The sequence below is a fragment of the Rhodanobacter thiooxydans genome (assembly GCF_021545845.1).
Classification (GTDB): Bacteria; Pseudomonadota; Gammaproteobacteria; order Xanthomonadales; family Rhodanobacteraceae; genus Rhodanobacter.
Genome location: NZ_CP088923.1, coordinates 970,784 through 989,817, shown reverse-complemented (window position 1 = coordinate 989,817; position 19,034 = coordinate 970,784). Strand labels below are relative to the sequence as shown.

Annotated in this window: 18 protein-coding genes and 1 riboswitch; of the genes, 8 read left to right on the top strand and 10 right to left on the bottom strand. The window is 68.7% G+C overall.

The window, feature by feature from the left end; all coding sequences use genetic code 11:
* Nucleotides 1-94: 94 nt before the first annotated feature.
* Nucleotides 95-1,426: an APC family permease gene (locus LRK53_RS04240; RefSeq protein WP_027492940.1), complete on the bottom strand. Its 1,332-nt coding sequence runs from the start codon at nucleotides 1,424-1,426 to the stop codon at nucleotides 95-97.
* Nucleotides 1,427-1,599: 173 nt separating this feature from the next.
* Nucleotides 1,600-1,675, top strand: a riboswitch (S-adenosyl-L-homocysteine riboswitch).
* 17 nt (nucleotides 1,676-1,692) lie between these two features.
* Between LRK53_RS04240 and LRK53_RS04235 the strand changes: the two genes are divergently transcribed.
* The 4 genes from LRK53_RS04235 (at nucleotide 1,693) to LRK53_RS04220 (ending at nucleotide 5,105) form a co-directional block, all read left to right on the top strand.
* The gene (locus tag LRK53_RS04235; RefSeq protein WP_027492939.1) at nucleotides 1,693-2,607 is read left to right on the top strand and encodes an ATP-grasp domain-containing protein; all 915 of its coding nucleotides are present in this window, start codon (nucleotides 1,693-1,695) and stop codon (nucleotides 2,605-2,607) included.
* A complete protein-coding gene (locus LRK53_RS04230) occupies nucleotides 2,597-3,559 on the top strand; it encodes a putative bifunctional lysylphosphatidylglycerol flippase/synthetase (RefSeq protein WP_051257577.1) in 963 nt (320 codons plus the stop codon). Before LRK53_RS04235 ends, LRK53_RS04230 begins: the two co-directional genes overlap by 11 nt.
* Nucleotides 3,560-3,605: 46 nt before the next feature.
* Nucleotides 3,606-4,700, top strand: a complete 1,095-nt coding sequence (dinB, locus tag LRK53_RS04225; protein ID WP_235642524.1) for a DNA polymerase IV — start codon at nucleotides 3,606-3,608, stop codon at nucleotides 4,698-4,700.
* Between the two features lie 126 nt (nucleotides 4,701-4,826).
* Entirely contained in the window at nucleotides 4,827-5,105 is a 279-nt protein-coding gene (locus LRK53_RS04220) for a hypothetical protein (RefSeq protein ID WP_027492936.1), read from the top strand.
* 77 nt (nucleotides 5,106-5,182) lie between these two features.
* Here LRK53_RS04220 and LRK53_RS04215 read toward each other — a convergent pair whose 3' ends face one another.
* Together LRK53_RS04215 and LRK53_RS04210 are read right to left on the bottom strand one after the other, a co-directional pair.
* Nucleotides 5,183-5,809: a trimeric intracellular cation channel family protein gene (locus LRK53_RS04215; protein ID WP_027492935.1), complete on the bottom strand. Its 627-nt coding sequence runs from the start codon at nucleotides 5,807-5,809 to the stop codon at nucleotides 5,183-5,185.
* A gap of 57 nt (nucleotides 5,810-5,866) precedes the next feature.
* On the bottom strand, nucleotides 5,867-6,193 hold the full coding sequence (locus LRK53_RS04210; RefSeq protein ID WP_027492934.1) for a DUF6249 domain-containing protein: 327 nt from the start codon (nucleotides 6,191-6,193) through the stop codon (nucleotides 5,867-5,869).
* A 123-nt stretch (nucleotides 6,194-6,316) separates the two neighbouring features.
* Between LRK53_RS04210 and LRK53_RS04205 the strand changes: the two genes are divergently transcribed.
* Nucleotides 6,317-6,895 carry an RNA polymerase sigma factor gene (locus LRK53_RS04205; protein ID WP_027492933.1) on the top strand — a complete coding sequence of 193 codons (579 nt, stop codon included), beginning with the start codon at nucleotides 6,317-6,319 and terminating at the stop codon, nucleotides 6,893-6,895.
* Nucleotides 6,892-7,368, top strand: a complete 477-nt coding sequence (locus LRK53_RS04200) for a hypothetical protein (protein ID WP_027492932.1) — start codon at nucleotides 6,892-6,894, stop codon at nucleotides 7,366-7,368. Before LRK53_RS04205 ends, LRK53_RS04200 begins: the two co-directional genes overlap by 4 nt.
* 78 nt (nucleotides 7,369-7,446) lie before the next feature.
* Here the strand turns inward: LRK53_RS04200 and dapB are convergent, their stop codons facing one another.
* Genes dapB through aceF form a run of 3 tightly spaced genes read right to left on the bottom strand, consistent with a single transcriptional unit; the run spans nucleotide 7,447 to nucleotide 11,542 of the window.
* Nucleotides 7,447-8,247, bottom strand: coding sequence for a 4-hydroxy-tetrahydrodipicolinate reductase (gene dapB, locus LRK53_RS04195; protein ID WP_027492931.1), 801 nt, complete (start codon nucleotides 8,245-8,247; stop codon nucleotides 7,447-7,449).
* A gap of 49 nt (nucleotides 8,248-8,296) precedes the next feature.
* Complete coding sequence (lpdA, locus tag LRK53_RS04190) at nucleotides 8,297-10,111, bottom strand: dihydrolipoyl dehydrogenase (protein WP_235642523.1); 1,815 nt, start codon at nucleotides 10,109-10,111, stop codon at nucleotides 8,297-8,299.
* A gap of 15 nt (nucleotides 10,112-10,126) precedes the next feature.
* Nucleotides 10,127-11,542, bottom strand: coding sequence for a dihydrolipoyllysine-residue acetyltransferase (aceF, locus tag LRK53_RS04185; protein ID WP_027492930.1), 1,416 nt, complete (start codon nucleotides 11,540-11,542; stop codon nucleotides 10,127-10,129).
* 227 nt (nucleotides 11,543-11,769) lie between these two features.
* Here aceF and LRK53_RS04180 point away from each other — a divergent pair, with 227 nt between their 5' ends.
* Together LRK53_RS04180 and LRK53_RS04175 are read left to right on the top strand one after the other, a co-directional pair.
* The gene (locus LRK53_RS04180; protein WP_027492929.1) at nucleotides 11,770-12,654 is read left to right on the top strand and encodes an ABC transporter ATP-binding protein; all 885 of its coding nucleotides are present in this window, start codon (nucleotides 11,770-11,772) and stop codon (nucleotides 12,652-12,654) included.
* A gap of 147 nt (nucleotides 12,655-12,801) precedes the next feature.
* Nucleotides 12,802-16,419 (top strand): ABC transporter permease/M1 family aminopeptidase, encoded by a 3,618-nt coding sequence (locus tag LRK53_RS04175; protein ID WP_037089796.1) that lies wholly within the window; start codon nucleotides 12,802-12,804, stop codon nucleotides 16,417-16,419.
* A gap of 160 nt (nucleotides 16,420-16,579) precedes the next feature.
* Here LRK53_RS04175 and LRK53_RS04170 read toward each other — a convergent pair whose 3' ends face one another.
* The 4 genes from LRK53_RS04170 to LRK53_RS04155 all read right to left on the bottom strand — a co-directional run bounded on the left by LRK53_RS04170 (nucleotide 16,580) and on the right by LRK53_RS04155 (nucleotide 18,975).
* Nucleotides 16,580-17,446 (bottom strand): mechanosensitive ion channel family protein, encoded by an 867-nt coding sequence (locus LRK53_RS04170; protein WP_027492927.1) that lies wholly within the window; start codon nucleotides 17,444-17,446, stop codon nucleotides 16,580-16,582.
* 70 nt (nucleotides 17,447-17,516) lie between these two features.
* Nucleotides 17,517-17,825, bottom strand: a complete 309-nt coding sequence (locus LRK53_RS04165) for a DUF2845 domain-containing protein (RefSeq protein ID WP_027492926.1) — start codon at nucleotides 17,823-17,825, stop codon at nucleotides 17,517-17,519.
* A 121-nt stretch (nucleotides 17,826-17,946) separates the two neighbouring features.
* On the bottom strand, nucleotides 17,947-18,522 hold the full coding sequence (locus LRK53_RS04160) for a DUF924 family protein (protein ID WP_235642522.1): 576 nt from the start codon (nucleotides 18,520-18,522) through the stop codon (nucleotides 17,947-17,949).
* Between the two features lie 12 nt (nucleotides 18,523-18,534).
* Nucleotides 18,535-18,975, bottom strand: coding sequence for a ferritin family protein (locus LRK53_RS04155; protein WP_027492925.1), 441 nt, complete (start codon nucleotides 18,973-18,975; stop codon nucleotides 18,535-18,537).
* Nucleotides 18,976-19,034 lie beyond the last annotated feature (59 nt).

The following is a 19,034-nucleotide window of genomic DNA, read 5'->3' as shown; positions in this document are numbered from 1 at the left end:
GTGAACCGGCTTTGTAGGGCGGGCACTGCCCGCCGCTCCTGCATTACGGAGCCTGGAGCCGGCGGGCCGCGCCCGCCCTACGCAGCGTAATACCTCACGCCGGCTGGCGGCGCGTCCAGCGCTGCCAGCCGTAGTACACCGGCACACCCAGCGCGATGATCAGCAGGCTCATGCCGGCGTCGCCCGGCGCGTGGATGGCGCTGGCCACGATCACGCCGAACACGGTGATCACGAAGATCAGCGGCAGCAGCGGATAGAACGGCACCTGGTACGGCGCCGGCTGGTCGATGAAATGCTTGCGGTACCAGAACAGCGTGCCGATGCCGAACACGTGGCCCAGCCACTCACCCACCGTGGTGTAGTTGAGCAGCTGATTGAAGCTGCCGGAATAGGCCAGCACCGCCGCCCACGCGCCGAGCAGGACCAGCGCGACCTGCGGCGCGCGCGTGCGCGCATCGACGTGGCCCGCGGCACGGAAGAACACGCCGTCCGCACCCATCGTCTGCAGCACCCGCGCGCCGCCGGCGATCGCGATGGCGCAGTAGCCGAAGGTGGAGCAGGCGATGCCGACGGCGATCACGGTGGCGCCTTGCTCGCCGAACAGCCGGCGCATCAGGTCCGCCGCCGGCGCCTGGCTGGCGGCGAGGCCGGCATGGCCCAGGCCCGCCAGGTAGGCGAAATTGGCCAGCAGGTAGCAGATCACCACGCCGGCCATGCCCAGGCCCAGCGCATGCGGCAGCGTGTGCTGCGGGTTGCGCACTTCACCGGCAAGATCGTTGAGGTAGTGGAAGCCGCCGTAGGTGAACAGCACCGGCAGCAGCGCGCCGACGAACGACCACGGCGACACGGGCGGCGCCGCGTCCACCGCCAGCACCGACCCCAGCCGGCCATGCGCCAGCACCAGCCCGGCGACCACCAGCAGCGCGATCGCCGCCAGCTTCAGCACGGTGAATACATTCTGCATCCAAGCGCCGGCACGGATGCCGAACAGGTTGACGCCCACGATGAACACGATCGCACCCACCGCCGCGGGCTTCACGTACAGCTGCGGCAGGCCGAGCGCGGCGCAGAAATACTCGGCGAACATGGTGGCCACCGCGGCCACGCTGCCGGGATAGTTGATCAGCGCCATGGTCCAGCCGAACAGGAACGCCGGCAGCAAGCCGAACGCCTCGCGCAGGTAGACGTAGATGCCGCCCGCCTGCGGTCGGCGCGCGCCCAGCTCGGCGTAGCACAGTACGCCGGCCAGGGTCAGCAGGCCGCCGATCGCCCACAGCACCAGCACTTCCGTACCCGAGGAGGTGTTGCGCGCGACCGTGGCCGGGGTGAGGAAGATGCCCGCACCGATCACGCCGCCGATGACGATCATCGCGGCGTCCCAGGTGTTCAGGCGGCGGGCATAGGCGTTGGCGGGTTCGATCGGCATCCAGCTACCTTGCCATCGTCGATGCGGTCTCCACCAGTCCCGTCTGGCGCGCGCACGCTCCGGCAGCATGCCATCCGGTAAATTGACAAGGCGCGGCCGCACCGGAAAACTGTCGTGGTCGGCACGGCAGGTGCCGTCAGTTTTTGGCGTTGCGGCGATGCCGCCGCGCCATCGCCGTCGAGGGGTGCTGCAGCGGACGCCGTCCGCCACGCTCGATGTGCGAATCCGTCGCAAGGGCGCCCTTTCCGCACACTGGAGACGTCGCCATGCCCATTCCCGCCGCCCCTCGCCGGCTCGCCCTCGCCACTTCCGCGGACCATCCATCGGTTCAACCCGACGACGTGCATCTGGCCGCCACGCTGGAGCAGCTCGGCCTGCCGCCGGCGGTCTGCGTGTGGAATGACCCGGCGGTGGACTGGTCGGCGTTCGACGCGGTGCTGATCCGCACCATCTGGGATTACTTCAGGCACCATGCGGCGTTCCTGCACTGGCTGGACCGGCTCGATGCGCTGGGCGTTCCCACCATCAACGACAGCGCGCTGCTGCGCTGGAACAGCGACAAGCGCTACCTGCTCGAACTGGCACAGCACGGCGTGGCCATCATCCCCACCCGGCTGGCCGATGCCGCAGCGCTGCCCGATACGCTGGCGGCGCTGGCGGGGCAATCGGTGGTGATCAAGCCCAGCGTCAGCGGCAGCGCCTGGCACACGCTGCGCGGCACCGCCGGCGACGCGGCGTTCACCGATGCCGTGGCGCAGCTGCCGCGCGAACGCGACTACCTGGTGCAGCCGTTCATACCGGAAGTGGTCAGCGACGGCGAATGGTCGCTGCTGTATTTCGCTGGCGAATTCGGCCATGCGGTGATCAAGCGCCCGGCCGCCGGCGACTACCGCGTGCAGGGCGAATACGGCGGCAGCGCCGAGCCGGCGCAGCCCGACGCGGCGATCCTGGCCGCCGCCAATCGTGCGCTGGCCGCGCTGGCGGCGCTCGGCCACGGCAACCACGCTTACCTGCGCGTGGATGGCGTGGTCAGCGGCGGGCGCTTCCTGGTGATGGAGCTGGAACTGATCGAGCCGTTCCTGCACCTGGCCGGACATCCGGCGGCGGCACAGCGGCTGGCGCAGGAAGTGGCCGCGCGGATCGACCGCCCGGATGCAGTCGCGGTGGCCCATGCGCGCTGAGCCGCCGCAGCGGCAAGACGACGCCGCGCGTTCGCCGCCGCGCTGGCTGCGGCTGGCCTCGTGGGGCGGTTCGCTGGCGGCGTTCGCATTGGCGGCGTGGTTGCTGCAGCGCTACGTCACCGGGCTGTCGTGGCGCGAGGTGGTGGCCGCCTGGGCGCAGCTGCCGGCGCGGCACATCGCAGCCTCGGTCATCGCTGCGGCGGTGAGCCTGACGATGCTGGCGCTGTTCGACGTGCTGGCGGCGCGCACGGTGGTGGGCGATCGTGTCTCCGCGCGGCTGGCGGCGTTCGCCGGCGCGGTCACCCAGGGCATCTCGAACACGCTGGGCTTCCATGCGATCACCGGCGCGGCACTGCGCTACCGCATCTATGCGGCGGTCGGGTTGGGCGCCGGCGACGTCGCGCGCATCGTGGCCCTGGCCGGGCTCGGCGTGGGGTTGGGTTTCGCCGTGGTGATCACCGGTGCGCTGTGCTGGCAGCCGCAGATCACGCAAGGCTGGGGGCGCTGGCCGGGCATGGCGCTGGCCCTGTTGCTGCTCGCCCTGCTGGGCTGGCTGGCACGACCGCGCACGCTCGCGCTGGGACGGCTGACGCTGCCGCTGCCGGGCGCCAGCACCGCGGCGGCACAGATGCTGATCGGCGGCGTGGAGATGCTCGCCGCGATCAGCGCGCTGTACGTGCTGCTGCCGGCCGGTGCAGCGCCGCCGTTCGTCGATTTCCTGCCGATCTACGTCGGCGCGGTGCTGGCCGGCATCGTCAGCCACGCGCCGGGCGGCCTGGGCGTGTTCGAGACGATCATGCTGGCCTCGTTTCCGCCGGAGGCGCGCGCCGACCTGCTCGCCGCAATGCTGTGCTACCGGCTGACCTACAACCTGCTGCCGTTCGTGCTGGCCAGCGCGGCGCTGGCCGGCTTCGAATGGCGCCTGCGGCGATCGGCGCGGCATCACTGCTGACACCCACCGACGGCGCTCGCCTCTAGAATCGGTGCATCGCCCCGCCATGGTCGTCCGTGTGTCCGCCTCACCGCGCAAGATCCTCCACGTCGACATGGACGCGTTCTACGCGTCGGTGGAGCAGCGCGACGACCCCTCGCTGCGCGGCAAGCCGGTGGCGGTGGCCTGGCGTGGTGCGCGCTCGGTGGTGTGCGCGGCCAGCTACGAGGCGCGCGTGTTCGGCGTGCGCTCGGCGATGCCGGCGATCCGTGCCGAGCGGCTGTGCCCGCAGCTGATCTTCGTGCCGCCGGATTTCGTGCGCTACAAGGCGGTGTCGCGGCAGATCCGCGAGATCTTCGCGCGGCACACCGAGCTGATCGAGCCGCTGTCGCTGGACGAGGCCTACCTCGACGTCACCACGACGAAGAGCGCACTGGGCTCGGCCACCGCCACCGCCGAGGCGATCCGCGCGGCGATCCGCGAGGAAACCCGGCTCACCGCCTCGGCCGGGGTGGCGCCGAACAAGTTCCTGGCCAAGATCGCCTCGGATTTCCGCAAGCCGGACGGCCTGTACGTGGTGCGTCCGCAGCAGGTAGTGGCCTTCCTCACGCCACTGCCGGTGGGCCGCCTGCCCGGCGTGGGCAAGGTGATGGAGGCGAAGCTGGCCGTGCTCGGCATCGCCACCGTGGGCGAGTTGCGCGCGTTCGCGCCGGTCGAGCTGGAACAGCGCTTCGGCCGCTGGGGACAGCGCCTGCACGAGCTGTCACGCGGCATCGACGAACGTCCGGTCGAGCCGGAGCGCCCCACCTTGCAAGTCTCTGCCGAGGACACCTTCGAACACGATCTGCGTCTCGACCAGTTGGAGCCGCACATCCGCCGCCTCGCCGACAAGGCCTGGACGGCGCACCTGCGCGAGCGCGGCCGGGTGGCGCGCACGGTAGTGCTGAAGCTGAAGACCGCCGACTTCCACACCCTGACGCGCAGCCTCACCCCGACGCTGCGGCCAGCCTCGGCCACCGAGCTGGCCGACCTCGCCTGCGCCTTGCGCGGGCGCGTCGAACGCCCCGCCGACAGCCTGTACCGGCTGGTTGGCGTGGGCCTGGCCGGCTTCGTCGACGCCGACAGCTACCAGGCGCAGACCGACCTGTTCGAAGTCGGCTGACGCCGGCGCGTGACGCAGCTCTCACGCAATTTCCTGCGCATATCCGCCGTTCATCCTGCCGCCCTGACCCGGCCCTATCGTAATTTCGCCATGCGCCGCATGGCTCAACCCAACCGAGGTTATGTCATGACCAAGACCATCACCGCCGCCCTGATCGCCGCTGCCTTCGCCCTGCCACTGTCGTACGCCCTGGCGGCACCGCAGCACGGCGGTGGCCACACCCCGCCGAGCCCGCCGTCGGCGTCGATGAACCACGACGCGCACGGCGACGCGGTGTCCACCGCCGCGCACGAGGCGAAGGCGGACGACACTAACGTCGGCAAGGCCGTCAGCCAGGTCGCCAACGACAAGAACGAGGGCAAGCACGAGGCCAAGGGCCACGCCAAGACCCACCATAAGCACTGAGTATCTCGTGTCGCGAAGGGGCCGGATCGCGTGATCCGGCCCCTTCGTCTGTCCGCGCCTGCATGCAGCCGCGGGCGTCACGCCTGCGGGTCGCTGCCGAAGCGCGGCAGGTTCCAGTGGAAGTACAGCGACAGGATGCGCAACGCGAAGCACAACAGGATCGGCAGCCAGGTCGCCCACAGCACGGGCCAGTGCAGGTATTCGCCGATCACCGCCAGCGCGGCGCCGGCGAGCGCGGCCAGCGCATAGATCTCCTTCTGCAGCACCACCGACACGCGCGCCAGCAGCACGTCGCGCGCCACGCCGCCGCCGATCGCGGTGACCATGCCAAGCAGGATCGCCACCTCCGCGTTGTGGCCGAACGCCAGCGCCTTGTTCGCGCCGTACACCGCGAACAGGCCCAGCCCCATCGCATCGAACAGGCGCACCGGGTAGGTCAGCCGCTCCACCCAGCGGTACGCCAGGATGGTAAGCAGGGCCGCCACCACCGCGGTGAGCAGGTAGCGCCAGTCGGACAGGCCCGCCGGCGGGATCGCACCGATGCACAGGTCGCGCACGATGCCGCCGCCGCAGGCAGTGATATAGGCGATCGCCAGGATGCCGAACAGGTCGAGGTTGCGGCGCCGGGCCGCAGTGGCGCCGCTGATCGCGAACGCGAACGTACCAGCCAGGTCCACCAGGTTGAACATCAGCCGTTCGTTCATGTGGCCGAACGCTCGCGGGCATGCCGACGGTGCGGCGATGCCGCCATTGAACCAGCTTTAGCCAAGCCTGCGCGAGATCGCGAAGAACGCCAGGTTGCCCACGCCGGTGGCGCCGGCCAGCACGGCGATCAGGCCGGGGGTGACCTCGTGCCAGTCGAACCACTGGATCAGGCCGAAGCCGAGCGCCAGCGCCACCAGCACGATGCCCCAGCGCAGCGAGGAATGGCGCCGGCGCTGATCCTCGTCGCGCAGGATCGAATGGACCAGATCCTCCGAACCACCGGCATCGACCATGTGCCGGCGCACCATGGCGTCGACGCAGACCTTGATCGAGTAGGCGATGCAGACAAACAGGCTGATCGGGATGAGTTCGCCGAAATTCATGGTGCCCTCCTGGTGAATGGACGTCGTGATGGTGGCTGTCGGAAGCATAGATACAGCCGTCCCCACGCCGGTTGCAGCCGACCGCTTGCAACCGCCTGCCGCCTACGCGTATCCCTTGGCTCCATGGATGACATCCGCAGCGACCCCGACCGCGAGCTGGTCGACGCCGTGCTGGCCAACCGGCCGGGCGCGTTCGAACGGCTCGTGCGCGAGTACCAGGGGCTGTGCTGGCACATCATCCAGCGCATGGTGCGCAACCCGGAGGACGCGCGCGAGCTGTGCCAGGACACCTTCCTGCGCGTGCACCAGTGCCTGCACCAGTACCGCGGCGAGAGCGCGCTGAAATCCTGGATCGGCCGCGTGGCCTACACCATCGCGTTGCGCCACCTGCAGCACAAGCGCATTGCGCTGGTCGAACCCGGCGCGGACAACGACTTCGCGCTGGTGGAAAATCTCGGCGATGGCTTCGACCTGGAGGCGGCCTGCGCGGACGCCGAAACAGCGCGCCACCTGCACGCGGCGATCGAGGCCCTGCCGCCGCTGCAGCGCACGCTGCTGACCTTGTACTACCTCGAAGAAACTACCATCCCGGAGATCGCCCAGATCACCGGATTGGCCAGCGGTACCATCAAGAGCCACTTGTTCCGCTCGCGTTTGCGCCTGCGCGGCGCGCTCGAAGCGCGGACCGGAGTTGCAGCATGAACCAGCACACCGACGATGACATTCCTCCCTTCGACGACCCGGCGCACGAGCGCGAATGGCTGGCGCAGGAAAGCGCGATGCGGCGCGAGCGCCTGCAGCTCGATCCCGTCGACGACGATGCGCGCGGCCGGCGCTACCGGCTGCTCGCGCGCGTGCTGCGCGAACCGCTGCCGGAGGCATTGCCGGCGGATTTCGCGCAGCAGGTGGCCGCCCGCGTCGCCAGCGTTCGGCAGCCCACGTCAGTCATCCACTTCGAATTCGCGCTGCTGTTCGCGCTCGCCGCTGCCCTGGTCGCCAGCGCCGGCATCGTCACGGCGATCTACGGTCGCGCCTGGCTGCAGCAGTTCAGCGACCTGCTGCCGCCGTTCCACGCGCCGACGCTCGGCTGGCTGCTGGCCCTGGGCGGCTGCCTCGCCACGTCCTGGCTGCTGGGACGCTGGCATCAGCCACCAACAACCGCAACGCCGTTGTAGGAACGCGCTGGCGCGCGATGCTCTTGCGAATCCCGAATCCCGAATCCCGGACAGAGAGCATCGCCCGCGAGCGGGCTCCTACAGTTCCAGCACGACGTCCAGCCCGCGATGCAGGCCGAGCAAGCCGCCCACCTTGCGGATCGCCAGCAACGCGCCGTCCACGTAGGGCTTCGCGCTGTTGCCGGTGTGGTGGCGGATCGTCAGCGTCTGGTCCGGCATGCCGAAGATCGCCTCGGCGCCGATCACGAAACCTGGCAGGCGCAGCGCATGCACCTGGCTGCCGGCCAGCGTGCCACCGCGCGTCTCGCGCAGGCCGACGGTCCGCTCCAGCGGCACTTCAAGCTGCGGCTGGCGCACCTTGCCCATGCGCGTGGCCAGCTCGCGCACGGTGCCGCTGGGCGCATCCGGCTTGCCAGCGCTGGCGTAGTCGACAAGCTCCCACTGCGGGATCAGCTTTGCCGCCATCTCGGCGAACTTGATCAGCAGCACCGCGGTGAGCGCAAAGTTGCCGCAGGCCAGCACGCCGCGCCGCCGCTCGCGCGCCAGCGCATCGATTTGCGCGTAGTCCTCATCGCTGAGGCCCGAGGTGCCGACCACCACGTGTGCGCCGCGTTCCAGCGCAGCGAGGATGTTCGCCTTCGCGCTGTCCGGATGGGTGTACTCGACGAATATGTCGCAGGGCGCGGCCAACGCTGCGGCCGCACTGGCGTAGACCGGCGCGGCGATCGCCGCATCGCCCAGCGCCATGCCCAGGGGCTGTCCGGCATGCCGCCGCGACACCGCGGCGACCAGGTCCAGATCCGCACTCGCGGCGATACCGCGCGCCAGTTCCGAGCCGGCCCAGCCGGTGGCGCCGGCGAGACATACCTTCAGCGACATGGTCACCTCGTTTGGCGGGCGCACGCCGCGCCGGAGCGCGGCGCAACGATCATTTCTTCTTCGGCAGGTACAGGTCGGTGATGGTGCCTTCGTAGATTTCCGCTGCCATGCCGACCGATTCGCCCAGGGTCGGGTGCGGGTGGACGGTGAGCGCGATGTCGGCCGCCTCGCTGCCCATCTCGATCGCCAGCGCCAGTTCGGAGATCAGGTCGCCGGCGTGCACGCCGACGATGCCGGCGCCGACGATGCTGTGGGTTGCCTCGTCGAAGATCAGCTTGGTGAAACCCTCGGTGCGGTCGATGCCGATGGCGCGGCCCGAGGCGGCCCAGGGGAACTTGCCCACGCCGACCTTCAGCCCCTTTTCCTTCGCCTCGCGCTCGGTCACGCCGACCCAGGCGATTTCCGGGTCGGTGAACGCCACCGACGGGATCACCCGCGCGTCGAAGTGGCTCTTCTGCCCGGCCACTGCCTGCGCCGCGACGTGCGCCTCGTGGGTGGCCTTGTGCGCCAGCATCGGCTGGCCGACCAGGTCGCCGATGGCGTAGATGTGCGGCACGTTGGTGCGCATCTGCGTGTCGACGTTGATGAAACCGCGCTCGGTCACCGCCACGCCGGCCTTGTCCGCGCCGATCTTGTTGCCGTTCGGCGAGCGGCCCACCGCGACCAGCACGCGGTCGAACAGCGTGGTCTCGGGAATGCTGTCGCCCTCGTAGCCGACCTCGATACCCTTCTTGGTGGCCTTGGCGCTGACCACCTTGGTCTTCAGGTGCACGCCCTTGAGCTTGCCACCCAGGCGCTTGGCCAGCGGCTTGATCAGATCGGCGTCGGCGCCGGGGATCAGCTGGTCCATGAACTCGACCACGGTCACCGCGCTGCCCAGCGCCGAGTACACCGTGGCCATTTCCAGGCCGATGATGCCGCCGCCGACGACCAGCAGGTTCTTCGGCACGTCCTTCAGTTCCAGCGCGCCGGTGGAATCCATCACGCGTTCGTCGTCCCACGGGAACGCCGGCAGCTTCACCGACTGCGAACCGGCGGCGATGATCGCGTGCTCGAAGCGGAGCAGCTTCACGCCGTCCTTCGTCTGGACTTCCATTTCATGCGGCGACACGAACGTGCCGCTGCCTTCGACCGTGCGCACCTTGCGCGCCTTGGCCATGCCGGCAAGGCCGCCGGTGAGCTGGCCGACCACCTTGCTCTTGAAGCTGCGCAGCTTGTCGATGTCGATTTTTGGTGCACCGAACGTGACGCCGTGCGCGGCCATCGCTTCGGCCTCGTCGATCACCGCCGCGGCGTGCAGCAGCGCCTTGGACGGGATGCAGCCCACGTTGAGGCAGACCCCGCCGAGCGTGCCGTAGCGCTCCACCAGCACGGTGTCGACGCCGAGGTCGGCAGCGCGGAACGCGGCGCTGTAGCCGCCCGGGCCGGAGCCGAGCACGACCAGCTTGCATTCGATGTCAGCCTTGCGGCCGGTGCCGGAAGCCGCCTGCGACGCTTTCCCCTCTCCCTGCGGGAGAGGGTGCCCCGAAGGGGCGGGTGAGGGTTCGGTCGGAGCCGAAGACCTCGCTTCGCCCGTACCCTCACCCCCGGCCCCTCTCCCACTGGGAGAGGGGAGCGAAGCGCCGGCCACCTCCAGCACGGCAATCACCGCACCCTCGGAAACCTCGTCGCCCACCTTGAGCTTCAGCTCCTTGACCACACCGGCGGCGCTGGAGGGAATCTCCATGGTCGCCTTGTCCGACTCCAGCGTGATCAGGCTTTGTTCTTTCGCCACCGTGTCGCCGGCCTTCACCAGCACCTCGATCACCGGCACGTTGTCGTGGCCGCCGATGTCGGGAACCTTGATCTCGATCGTGTTCGCCATGGTCGTCACCTCCGGTCAGAGCAGCAGCCGGCGGATGTCGCCGAGCTGGTTGGCCAGGAAGCTGGCGAAGCGCGCGGCGAGCGCGCCGTCGATCACCCGGTGGTCGTACGACAGCGACAGCGGCAGGATCAGCCGCGGCGCGAATTCCTTGCCGTTCCACACCGGCTTGGTCACCGACTTGGAGACGCCCAGGATCGCCACCTCCGGCGCGTTGACGATCGGCGTGAAGTAGGTGCCGCCGATGCCACCGAGCGAGCTGATCGAGAAGCAGCCGCCGGACATCTCGGCCGGGCCGAGCTTCTTCTCGCGCGCCTTCTTCGAGATCTCGGCCAGGTCGCGGGCCAGGTCGAGCAGGCCCTTCTTGTCGCAATCGCGGATCACCGGCACCACCAGGCCGTCGGGCGTGTCCACTGCGATGCCGATGTGGAAGAACTTCTTCAGGATCAGCTTCTCGCCGGATTCGTCGAGCGAGGCGTTGAACTGCGGGAACGCCTTCAGCGCGGCCACCACCGCCTTGATCTGGAACACCAGCGGTGAGATTTTCAGATCCTTGTTCTCGGCGCCGAGCTGCTTGCGGAACGCCTCCATCTCGGTGATGTCGGCGTCCTCGTGCTGGGTGACGTGCGGGATCATCGCCCAGTTGCGCGAGAGGTTCGCGCCGGAAATCTTCTGGATGCGGGTAAGCGGCTTCTCCTCGATCTCGCCGAACTTGGCGAAATCGACCTTCGGCCACGGCAGCAGGTTCAGGCCGCCCACCGAAGCGGCGGCGCCGGCCACCGGACGCGCACCGGAAGCGAGCGCGTGCTTGACGTAGGTGCTGACGTCCTCGCGCTGGATACGGCCGCCGCGGCCGCTGCCCTTCACCTGCTGGATGTCCACGCCCAGCTCGCGCGCGAACGCGCGGATCGCCGGGCTGGCGTACGGCGCGTCGCCGGGCATCACGATGCTGGCGTCCATCGGCGGGCGCGCCCGCGGCGGCATGTCGCCCTCGGGCGCGTTCCCCGGCTGCACGCCTTGGCCGGCGATCGGCGCGGGTTTCGGTTCGGCGGGAGCGGGGGCGGGGGCGGGGGCTGGCGCAGGAGCGGGGGCGGCAGCTGGCGGCTTCACCGCTTCGGGCGCACCCTCACCCCTGCCCTCTCCCGCAGCGGGAGAGGGGGACGCGGAGACGGCTGCGCCGTCGGCTTCCTTATGGCTGTCGATTTCTATAAGGGCGATCACCGCGCCTTCGGACACCTCGTCGCCCACCTTCAGCTTCATTTCCTTCACCGTGCCGGCGAACGGCGCGGGCACTTCCATGGTGGCCTTGTCCGATTCGAGCGTGATCAGGCTCTGCTCCTTCTCCACCCGGTCGCCGGCCTTGACCAGCACTTCGATGACGGGAACGTCCGCGTGGCCGATATCGGGAACGCGGGCTTCTTTGAGGTCGGCCATGGTGACTCCTGCTGGCGATGGCGTACCGCTCGGGGATGGCGGCCGCATACAAGACCTCAATCATAACGAAGGCAGGCCCGATCCGTATCCCCGCAGGCGTTGATCCGGCCGACTTTTCGCCCACCATGCGCTCGCGTATGCATGACCTTGAGCGCACGCGGGACGGCCGCGCCTTCCCCTAGTCTGGTCGCATCACCCTGCCGCACGGGCGGCGCAGGAAACCCCCGATGCTGACCATACGCGAGCTGTCGAAGACCTACGCCAACGGCGTGCGGGCGCTGCGCGGGGTGTCGCTGGACATCCCCAGCGGCATGTTCGGCCTGCTCGGCCCGAACGGTGCCGGCAAGTCCTCGCTGATGCGCACCATCGCCACGCTGCAGGATCCGGACGAAGGCACGATCCGCATGGACGGGATGAACCTGCTGGCCGACAAGCAGGCCACCCGCCGCCTGCTCGGCTACCTGCCGCAGGAATTCGGCGTCTACCCTAAGGTGTCGGCCGAGGCGATGCTGGAGCACTTCGCCGTGCTCAAGGGCGTCACCACTAAGGCCGAGCGGCGCGAGCTGGTGGAATCGCTGCTGCGCCAGGTGAACCTGTGGGACGTGCGCAAGCGCAAGCTCGGCACCTACTCCGGCGGCATGCGCCAGCGCTTCGGCATCGCCCAGGCGCTGCTCGGCGACCCGCGCCTGGTGATCGTGGACGAACCCACCGCGGGTCTCGACCCGGAGGAGCGCAACCGCTTCCTCAACCTGCTGGCCGAGATCGGCGAGCGGGTGGTGGTGATCCTGTCCACCCACATCGTGGAGGACGTCACCGACCTGTGCCAGCGCATGGCGATCATCGGCCAGGGCCAGGTGCTGCTCAGCGGCGAGCCGACCGAGGCGATCCGCTCGCTGGAGGGCCGCGTCTGGCGGCGCACGATCGACAAGGCCGAGCTGGACGGCTACCGCGCCCGCATGAACATCCTGTCCACCCGCCTCGCCGGTGGCCGCACCCTGCTGCACGTGCTGGCCGATGCGTTGCCGGAAGAAGGCTTCGAAGCCGTCGCGCCCGACCTGGAGGACGTCTACTTCGGCCGCCTGCGCATGCAGGCCACCGCCCGCGCCGCCTGAAGGCGCCGATATTCCGCGGTAGGAGCCCGCTCGCGGGCGATGCCTTAGCTTTTGCGAATCCCGAATCCCGAATCCCGAATCCCGAATCCCGGCTTTCAAGGCATCGCCCGCGAGCGGGCTTCTACGACGATCAGACAGGGATCACTGATGTTCTCGCAGTCGACCTTCTTCGAAATACTCCACTTCGAACTGCGCCAGCAGCTGAAGGCGCCGCTGTTCTGGATTGTCGCGGCGGCATTCGGCGCGCTGGCCTTCGCGCTGGCCAGCACCGATGCAGTGCTCGTCGGCGGCGCCAGCGGCAACGTGCTGCGCAATGCGCCGCTGGTGATCGCGCGGCTGCTCGCCGTGCTCACCGTGCTCAGCGTGTTCCTGGTCACGGTGTTCGTGGTCGGCGCGGCGCTGCGCGACTTCGACCAGCGCACGTCCGAACTGTTCTTCAGCACGCCGATCAGTCGCGGCGCCTACCTCGGCGGCCGCTTCGCCGCCGGCTACCTCGCCGCGCTGGCGGTCATGCTGGCCTGCGCGCTGGGCCTGGCCACTGGCGGGATGATGCCGTGGATCGACGCGACGCGGCTGGGCCCGGCGAGCTGGCACGGCTATGCCTGGGCGTTCGGCGTGATGGTGCTGCCGAACCTGCTGTTCATCGGCGCGCTGCTGTTCCTGCTCGCCACCACCACGCGCTCGCTGCTGGCCACCTATATCGGCCTGATCGTCTACTTCGTGCTGAACGCCGTGGTCGGCCTGCTGAGCCGCGACGTCAACAACCACTTCATCGCCGCCATGCTCGACCCGTTCGGCGGCCGCACCCTGGCCCTGGTCACGCGCTACTGGTCGGCCGACCAGGCCAACCACGAGCTGCCCGCGCTGGACGGCGTACTGCTGTTCAACCGCGTGCTGTGGAGCGCGGTCGGCGTGGCCATGCTGGGCGCCGCTGCCGGGCTGTTCCGGCCGAACCGCGAAGGCCTGCAACTGCCGCGGCGCAGGAAGCGCAGCGAGCCGCCGCTGCTGCGCCCGCAGGCCGGCACCGCCGCGCTGGCACTGCCGAAGGTGCGGCTGGCCCACGGCCTGCGCGCACACCTGCTGCAGCTGCGCACGCAGTTCGCGTTTGACACGCTCGGCGTACTGCGCGGCGTGCCGTTCCTGGTCATGCTGGCGCTGGGGCTGTTCAACCTGATCTTTGCGCTGGAGCTGTCCGGACATATCTACGGCACCGCCACCTGGCCGGTGACTCACCAGGTGCTGGAGAACGTACGCGGCGGCTTCCAGTGGCTGCTGTACATCATCGTCACGTTCTACGCCGGCGAACTGGTGTGGCGCGAGCGCAGCCAGCGCTCGGCCGAGGTCACCGACGCGTTTCCGGTGCCGGACTGGGTGCCGCTGACCGCCAAGCTGGGCGCGCTGCTGGCGGTGATCGCTGCGTTCCTGCTGGTCGGCGCCGTGGTGGGCATCGGCTGGCAGCTGGGCCACGGCTACACGCAGCTGGAACCGGGGCTGTACCTGGCCACGCTGGCGCTGAATGCGATCCCGTTCGTGCTGCTGGCGGTGCTGGCGTTGTTCCTGCAGGTGGTCGCCAACAACAAGTTCCTCGGCTACCTGCTGACCATCGTGTGGCTGGTGCTGGGCACGATCGGCTTCGACCTGCTGCACTGGGAACAGAACCTGTACACCTACGGCAGTGCGCCGGGGCTGCCGTACTCGGACATGAACGGCTTCGGCCATTTCCTCCGGGCCGTGCTGTGGTTCGACTTCTACTGGGCCTGCTTTGCCGTGGCGCTGCTGGTGCTGGCCGCGCTGTTCTGGGTGCGCGGCACCGGGCAGTCGTGGCGCGAACGCCTGCGCGAGGCGCGCACGCGGCTGCATGCGCCGGCGAAGATCGTGCTGACGCTCAGCCTGCTCGCATTCGCCGCCAGCGGCGCGTGGATCTACTACAACACCAATGTGCTCAACCACTACCGGAGCAGCAGCGACAAGCTGCAGCAGCGCGCCGACTACGAGAAGAAATACGCGAGATACAAGCACCTGCCGCAGCCGCGCATCACCGCGGTGACGGCCGCGGTGGACATCTTCCCGTACCGGCGCCGGCTGGAGATCCGCGGCCGCTACACCCTGGTCAACAAGACCGCCGCGCCGATCGCGGAGCTGCATGTGAACTTCAGCGACGGCTTCACGGTGAAGTCGCTGGCGTTCGCCCCGCACGACACGCTCAGCGCGGACAAGGCGCTCGGCTACGCCATCTACCGGCTGAAGACGCCGCTGTCGCCAGGCGCGTCGATGGCGTTCGACTTCGCGCTGGAATACGCGCCGAAGGGCTTCACCAACAGCCCGGAAGGCAGCTTCCTTGCCCACAACGGCACGTTCTTCAACAACAGCGTGATGCCGCAGTTCGGCTATCAGACGCAGGCGCAGCTCACCGACCGCAACGACCGCCGCAAGTACGGGCTTTCCGCCGAAGTACCGCGGATGCCGAAACTGGGCGACGAGGAAGCTCGTGCGAACACCTACATCAGCAACGACGCGGACTGGATCGACTTCGACACCACCGTTTCCACCGCGCCTGACCAGATCGCCATCGCGCCGGGCACGCTGCAGAAGGAATGGACAGCCAACGGCCGGCGCTATTTCCACTACGCCATGGCGCAAGACGGGAGGGAGCAGCCGATGCTGCCGTTCTTCTCGTACCTGTCGGCGCGCTACGCGGTGAAGCACGAGGCGCGGAAGGGCGTGGACATCGCGGTGTACTACAACCCCGCGCATGCCTGGAACGTGCAGCGCATGACCCAGGGCGCGAAGGACGCGCTGGACTACTACGACGCGAACTTCACGCCGTACCAGTTCAAGCAGCTGCGCATCCTGGAGTTCCCAAACTACGCCAGCTACGCGCAGTCGTTCGCCAACACCATCCCGTACTCCGAGTCGATCGGCTTCATCGCCGACCCGCGCGACAAGAGCAAGATCGACTACGTCTATTACGTCACCGCGCACGAGGTGGCGCACCAGTGGTGGGCGCACCGGGTGATCGGCGCGAACATGCAGGGTTCGACCATGCTCAGCGAGTCGCTGGCGCAGTACTCCGCGCTGATGGTGATGAAGCACAAGTACGGCGCCGACCAGATGCACAAGTTCCTGAAATACGAACTGGACGGCTACCTGGCCGGCCGCGCCACCGAAAAACTGGCCGAGGAGCCGCTGGCGAAGGTGGAGAACCAGCAGTACATCCACTACAAGAAGGGCTCACTGGTGTTCTACGCGCTGCAGGACTACGTCGGCGAAGGCAGCTTGAACGCGGTGCTCAAGCAGTTCCTGCTCGACAAGGGTTTCCAGCAGCCGCCGTACACCACCTCGCGGGAGTTCATGAATGCACTCAGCAAGGCGCTCGGACCGAAATGGCAGCCGCTGCTGAACGACTTCTTCTGGAAGATCACTCTGTTCGACAACCGCCTCACCGACGCTTACGCGAGGAAGCTGCCCGACGGCCTCTACGAGGTGACCCTGAAACTGCATGCCGGCAAGGTCCACGTGGACGGCACCGGCAAAGAGACCGCGGCGAAGCCGGACATCCCGATCGAGATCGGCGTGTTCGCCGCATCAACGGGCGACGGCAGGGACGGTAGGCCGCTGTACCTGGGAAAGCGCCTGCTGCCCGACGGCGACAGCACGCTCACCGTCACCGTGGACGGCAAGCCCGCCGTGGCCGGCATCGACCCCTACAACGAGCTGATCGACAAGGTCTCCAGCGACAACCGCCGCACCGTCACGCTGCCCTAGGAACGTGGGCGGCAGAAACACAAGCGGCTGCGGCTGCGCCGTTTTGGCCACCTTCCGCGCCGATTTTTGGCCCATAGAACCACTATGGGCCGGCAAACCGTCACGCAAGCTGGCTCAAAACGGCTTTGCCTCGCCTGCTTGGTTTCTACCGCCCACGTTCCTAGGCCCCGCCGGGGCCGGGGTTGCCGCGCACCAGGGTGACCTGCTGCGGCCCCACCGGAATGCTGATCTGCTGCGCGTCGATCTGCCGCTTGATCGCGTGCAGCAGATCGGTCTGCGCGTCCCAGCCATCGCTGACGAGGGTCCAGCCGCGCAGCACCAGGTTCACCGTCTGCCCACTCAGGTTCTCGATCCACACGCCGGGCGCCGGGTCCTTCAGGATGCGCGGGTCTGCCGCCATCAGCTGCCTGATCGCGGCCATCACCTGCTCCGCATCGTCGCGATAGGCGATGCCGAGCTTCAGCTCGAAGCGGCGCGTACCCCGGCGGTTGTAGTTGATGATGGCGTCGCCGCCGACCTTCGCGTTCGGCAGGATCGCCTCGCGGTTGTCCGGCAGCAGCAGCTGGGTGTGCATCAGGTTGATGCTCTGCACGGTGCCCTCGGTGCCGCCGGCGCTGACGTAGTCGCCAACCCGGAATGGGCGGAACAACACCAGCAGCACGCCCCACGCCAGGTTGCTGAGCGAGCCCTGCAGGGCCAGCCCCACCGCCAGCCCGGCGGTGCCGAGCGCGGCGACCATCGGCGCCGACGGCACGCCCAGCACGCCCAGCGCGGTGACCACCAGCAGGACCACCAGCACGCCGTAGATCAGGTTGCGCAGGAAGCCGCTGAGGGTGGAATCCAGGTTGGCCCGGCCCAGCGCCGCGCGGGCGAAATTCGCCAGCCGGCGCGCCACCCACATGCCGACCAGCAGCACCAGCAGCGCACCGAGCAGGCGCAGGCCAAGCTGCATCGCCTGGTCGGTGTAGGCGGACGCGTCGCGCATCGCTGCAACGCGTGCCAGCGCTGCGGCGGAGATCTCGAACATCGCCTCGACTCCGGAAGGAACCGCAGCCAGCCTAGCAGGGCAGCGATGAAATCACCGCCAAGCAAGGGTTTCAGAGCCTGCGATCCTCGATCTCGCTGACCCGGCCGTCGACGATGGTCACCACCGTGACGTGGTCGCCGCGGCGATAGCGCCACTGTTCGCCGCCCTGGTGCTGGTCCACCACGCGCACGCCCCCGCGGCGACTGCCATGGCTGCGCGGCTTGCGCGCATGCGATTTCGAGGTGGGCTGGCCGAGCAGCTCGACCACCCGCTCACGGCTGTCGCCGGCGGTGAGCACCTGGTTGCCCACGCGCAGCGTGCTGGACGCCTGCACGGCGGCGCTGAACGCGAACAAGGCGACGACGAGACGAATGCGCATGACCTGCTCCCTGGTCCGGTTGGAATGATCCGGTTGGAATGATCCGGTTGGAATGATCTGGTTGGAATGATCTGGTTGGAACGATTGCCGTAGCGTCGCAATCCGCGGGCCGCTCCGTGCCTCAGAAACCGGCGTCCGGCTGCGCCAGGTAGTGCAGTTCTTCCGGCGTGCTGGGACGACCGAGCACGGCGTTGCGATGAGGGAAGCGGCCGAAACGCGCGATCACCTGATGATGGCGCCGAGCATAATCCAGGTAATCCTCGAAAAGCGGTCGCCGTTCGGGCTCCACTTCCGCCGCCAGCGCCTCGAACAACGCCACCGAACGCCGCTGCAACGCCAGGTCCTCGGCATGCTCCAGCGGCAGGTAGGCGAACACGCGCTGCACGGCGGGCAGTTGCCGGTCGTCACCACGAGCCAGCCCCGACAGCGCCACGCGCCGCGCGCCGGCGTCCACCGCCCAGGCGCGCGGGTCGTTGCGGTACAGGTTGCGCGGGAACTGGTCGAGCAGGATCAGCAGCGCCAGCCAGCCCGGCGGGGTGTGCGCCCAGTCGTCCAGCCGCCCTTCGGCGGCGGCTTGTGCGACGGCGCCGAAGCGTTCGCGGATCTGTACGTCGAAGGTGTCATCGGCAACGAACCAGCGGGTGGCATTCGCCTCGGCGAACCAGAAATCCAGCACGTCCTGCGCGATCGTCGGCATCAGCAACCTCGTTCAATAGCGTGCGCTACCGCCCAGACTGTGCATGTCCAGGTGGATGCCGCGCAAGCGCGGCAATTGCCGGCGCAGCACCAGCACCGAGTCCGCCGGCGCCGCGGCGATGGCTTGCTCGAAGCGGCGCAGCAGCATGCTCTCGTCGTGCGCCAGCAGGTGGATCCAGGCATGGTCGCGGCGTGCGGCGGTACGCATCAGCCAGCCGGCCAGATGGCGGCGTACGACACCACGCCAGCTGCCGCGCCGGCACGGCCGGGCGCCACGGTCGGAGAGCGGCGCCTGCAGGTCGGCGACCAGCAGGTCCAGCGTGTGCGCGTTGTCGTTCAGCACCATGCGCAAGCCCGGCTCGCAGGCCGTCGCGGCATGCCGGTAAAGCTGGCGCAGGTCGATGCTGCGCCGGATCAGGGCATTGCAGGTGGAAGTAGGCAACTGCGGCGGCATGCGGGATCGGGGGCCATGGACGGTGCGCCATCCTCGCCCCGGCCCACTTAGCCGCAGAT

Excerpts from the sequence above, each read along its gene's own strand:
- LRK53_RS04240 (WP_027492940.1), bottom strand. The coding sequence starts at position 1,426 with ATGCCGATCGAACCCGCCAACGCCTATGCCCGCCGCCTGAACACCTGG.
- LRK53_RS04235 (WP_027492939.1), top strand. The coding sequence starts at position 1,693 with ATGCCCATTCCCGCCGCCCCTCGCCGGCTCGCCCTCGCCACTTCCGCG.
- LRK53_RS04230 (WP_051257577.1), top strand. The coding sequence starts at position 2,597 with ATGCGCGCTGAGCCGCCGCAGCGGCAAGACGACGCCGCGCGTTCGCCG.
- dinB (WP_235642524.1), top strand. The coding sequence starts at position 3,606 with ATGGTCGTCCGTGTGTCCGCCTCACCGCGCAAGATCCTCCACGTCGAC.
- LRK53_RS04220 (WP_027492936.1), top strand. The coding sequence starts at position 4,827 with ATGACCAAGACCATCACCGCCGCCCTGATCGCCGCTGCCTTCGCCCTG.
- LRK53_RS04215 (WP_027492935.1), bottom strand. The coding sequence starts at position 5,809 with ATGAACGAACGGCTGATGTTCAACCTGGTGGACCTGGCTGGTACGTTC.
- LRK53_RS04210 (WP_027492934.1), bottom strand. The coding sequence starts at position 6,193 with ATGAATTTCGGCGAACTCATCCCGATCAGCCTGTTTGTCTGCATCGCC.
- LRK53_RS04205 (WP_027492933.1), top strand. The coding sequence starts at position 6,317 with ATGGATGACATCCGCAGCGACCCCGACCGCGAGCTGGTCGACGCCGTG.
- LRK53_RS04200 (WP_027492932.1), top strand. The coding sequence starts at position 6,892 with ATGAACCAGCACACCGACGATGACATTCCTCCCTTCGACGACCCGGCG.
- dapB (WP_027492931.1), bottom strand. The coding sequence starts at position 8,247 with ATGTCGCTGAAGGTATGTCTCGCCGGCGCCACCGGCTGGGCCGGCTCG.
- lpdA (WP_235642523.1), bottom strand. The coding sequence starts at position 10,111 with ATGGCGAACACGATCGAGATCAAGGTTCCCGACATCGGCGGCCACGAC.
- aceF (WP_027492930.1), bottom strand. The coding sequence starts at position 11,542 with ATGGCCGACCTCAAAGAAGCCCGCGTTCCCGATATCGGCCACGCGGAC.
- LRK53_RS04180 (WP_027492929.1), top strand. The coding sequence starts at position 11,770 with ATGCTGACCATACGCGAGCTGTCGAAGACCTACGCCAACGGCGTGCGG.
- LRK53_RS04175 (WP_037089796.1), top strand. The coding sequence starts at position 12,802 with ATGTTCTCGCAGTCGACCTTCTTCGAAATACTCCACTTCGAACTGCGC.
- LRK53_RS04170 (WP_027492927.1), bottom strand. The coding sequence starts at position 17,446 with ATGTTCGAGATCTCCGCCGCAGCGCTGGCACGCGTTGCAGCGATGCGC.
- LRK53_RS04165 (WP_027492926.1), bottom strand. The coding sequence starts at position 17,825 with ATGCGCATTCGTCTCGTCGTCGCCTTGTTCGCGTTCAGCGCCGCCGTG.
- LRK53_RS04160 (WP_235642522.1), bottom strand. The coding sequence starts at position 18,522 with ATGCCGACGATCGCGCAGGACGTGCTGGATTTCTGGTTCGCCGAGGCG.
- LRK53_RS04155 (WP_027492925.1), bottom strand. The coding sequence starts at position 18,975 with ATGCCGCCGCAGTTGCCTACTTCCACCTGCAATGCCCTGATCCGGCGC.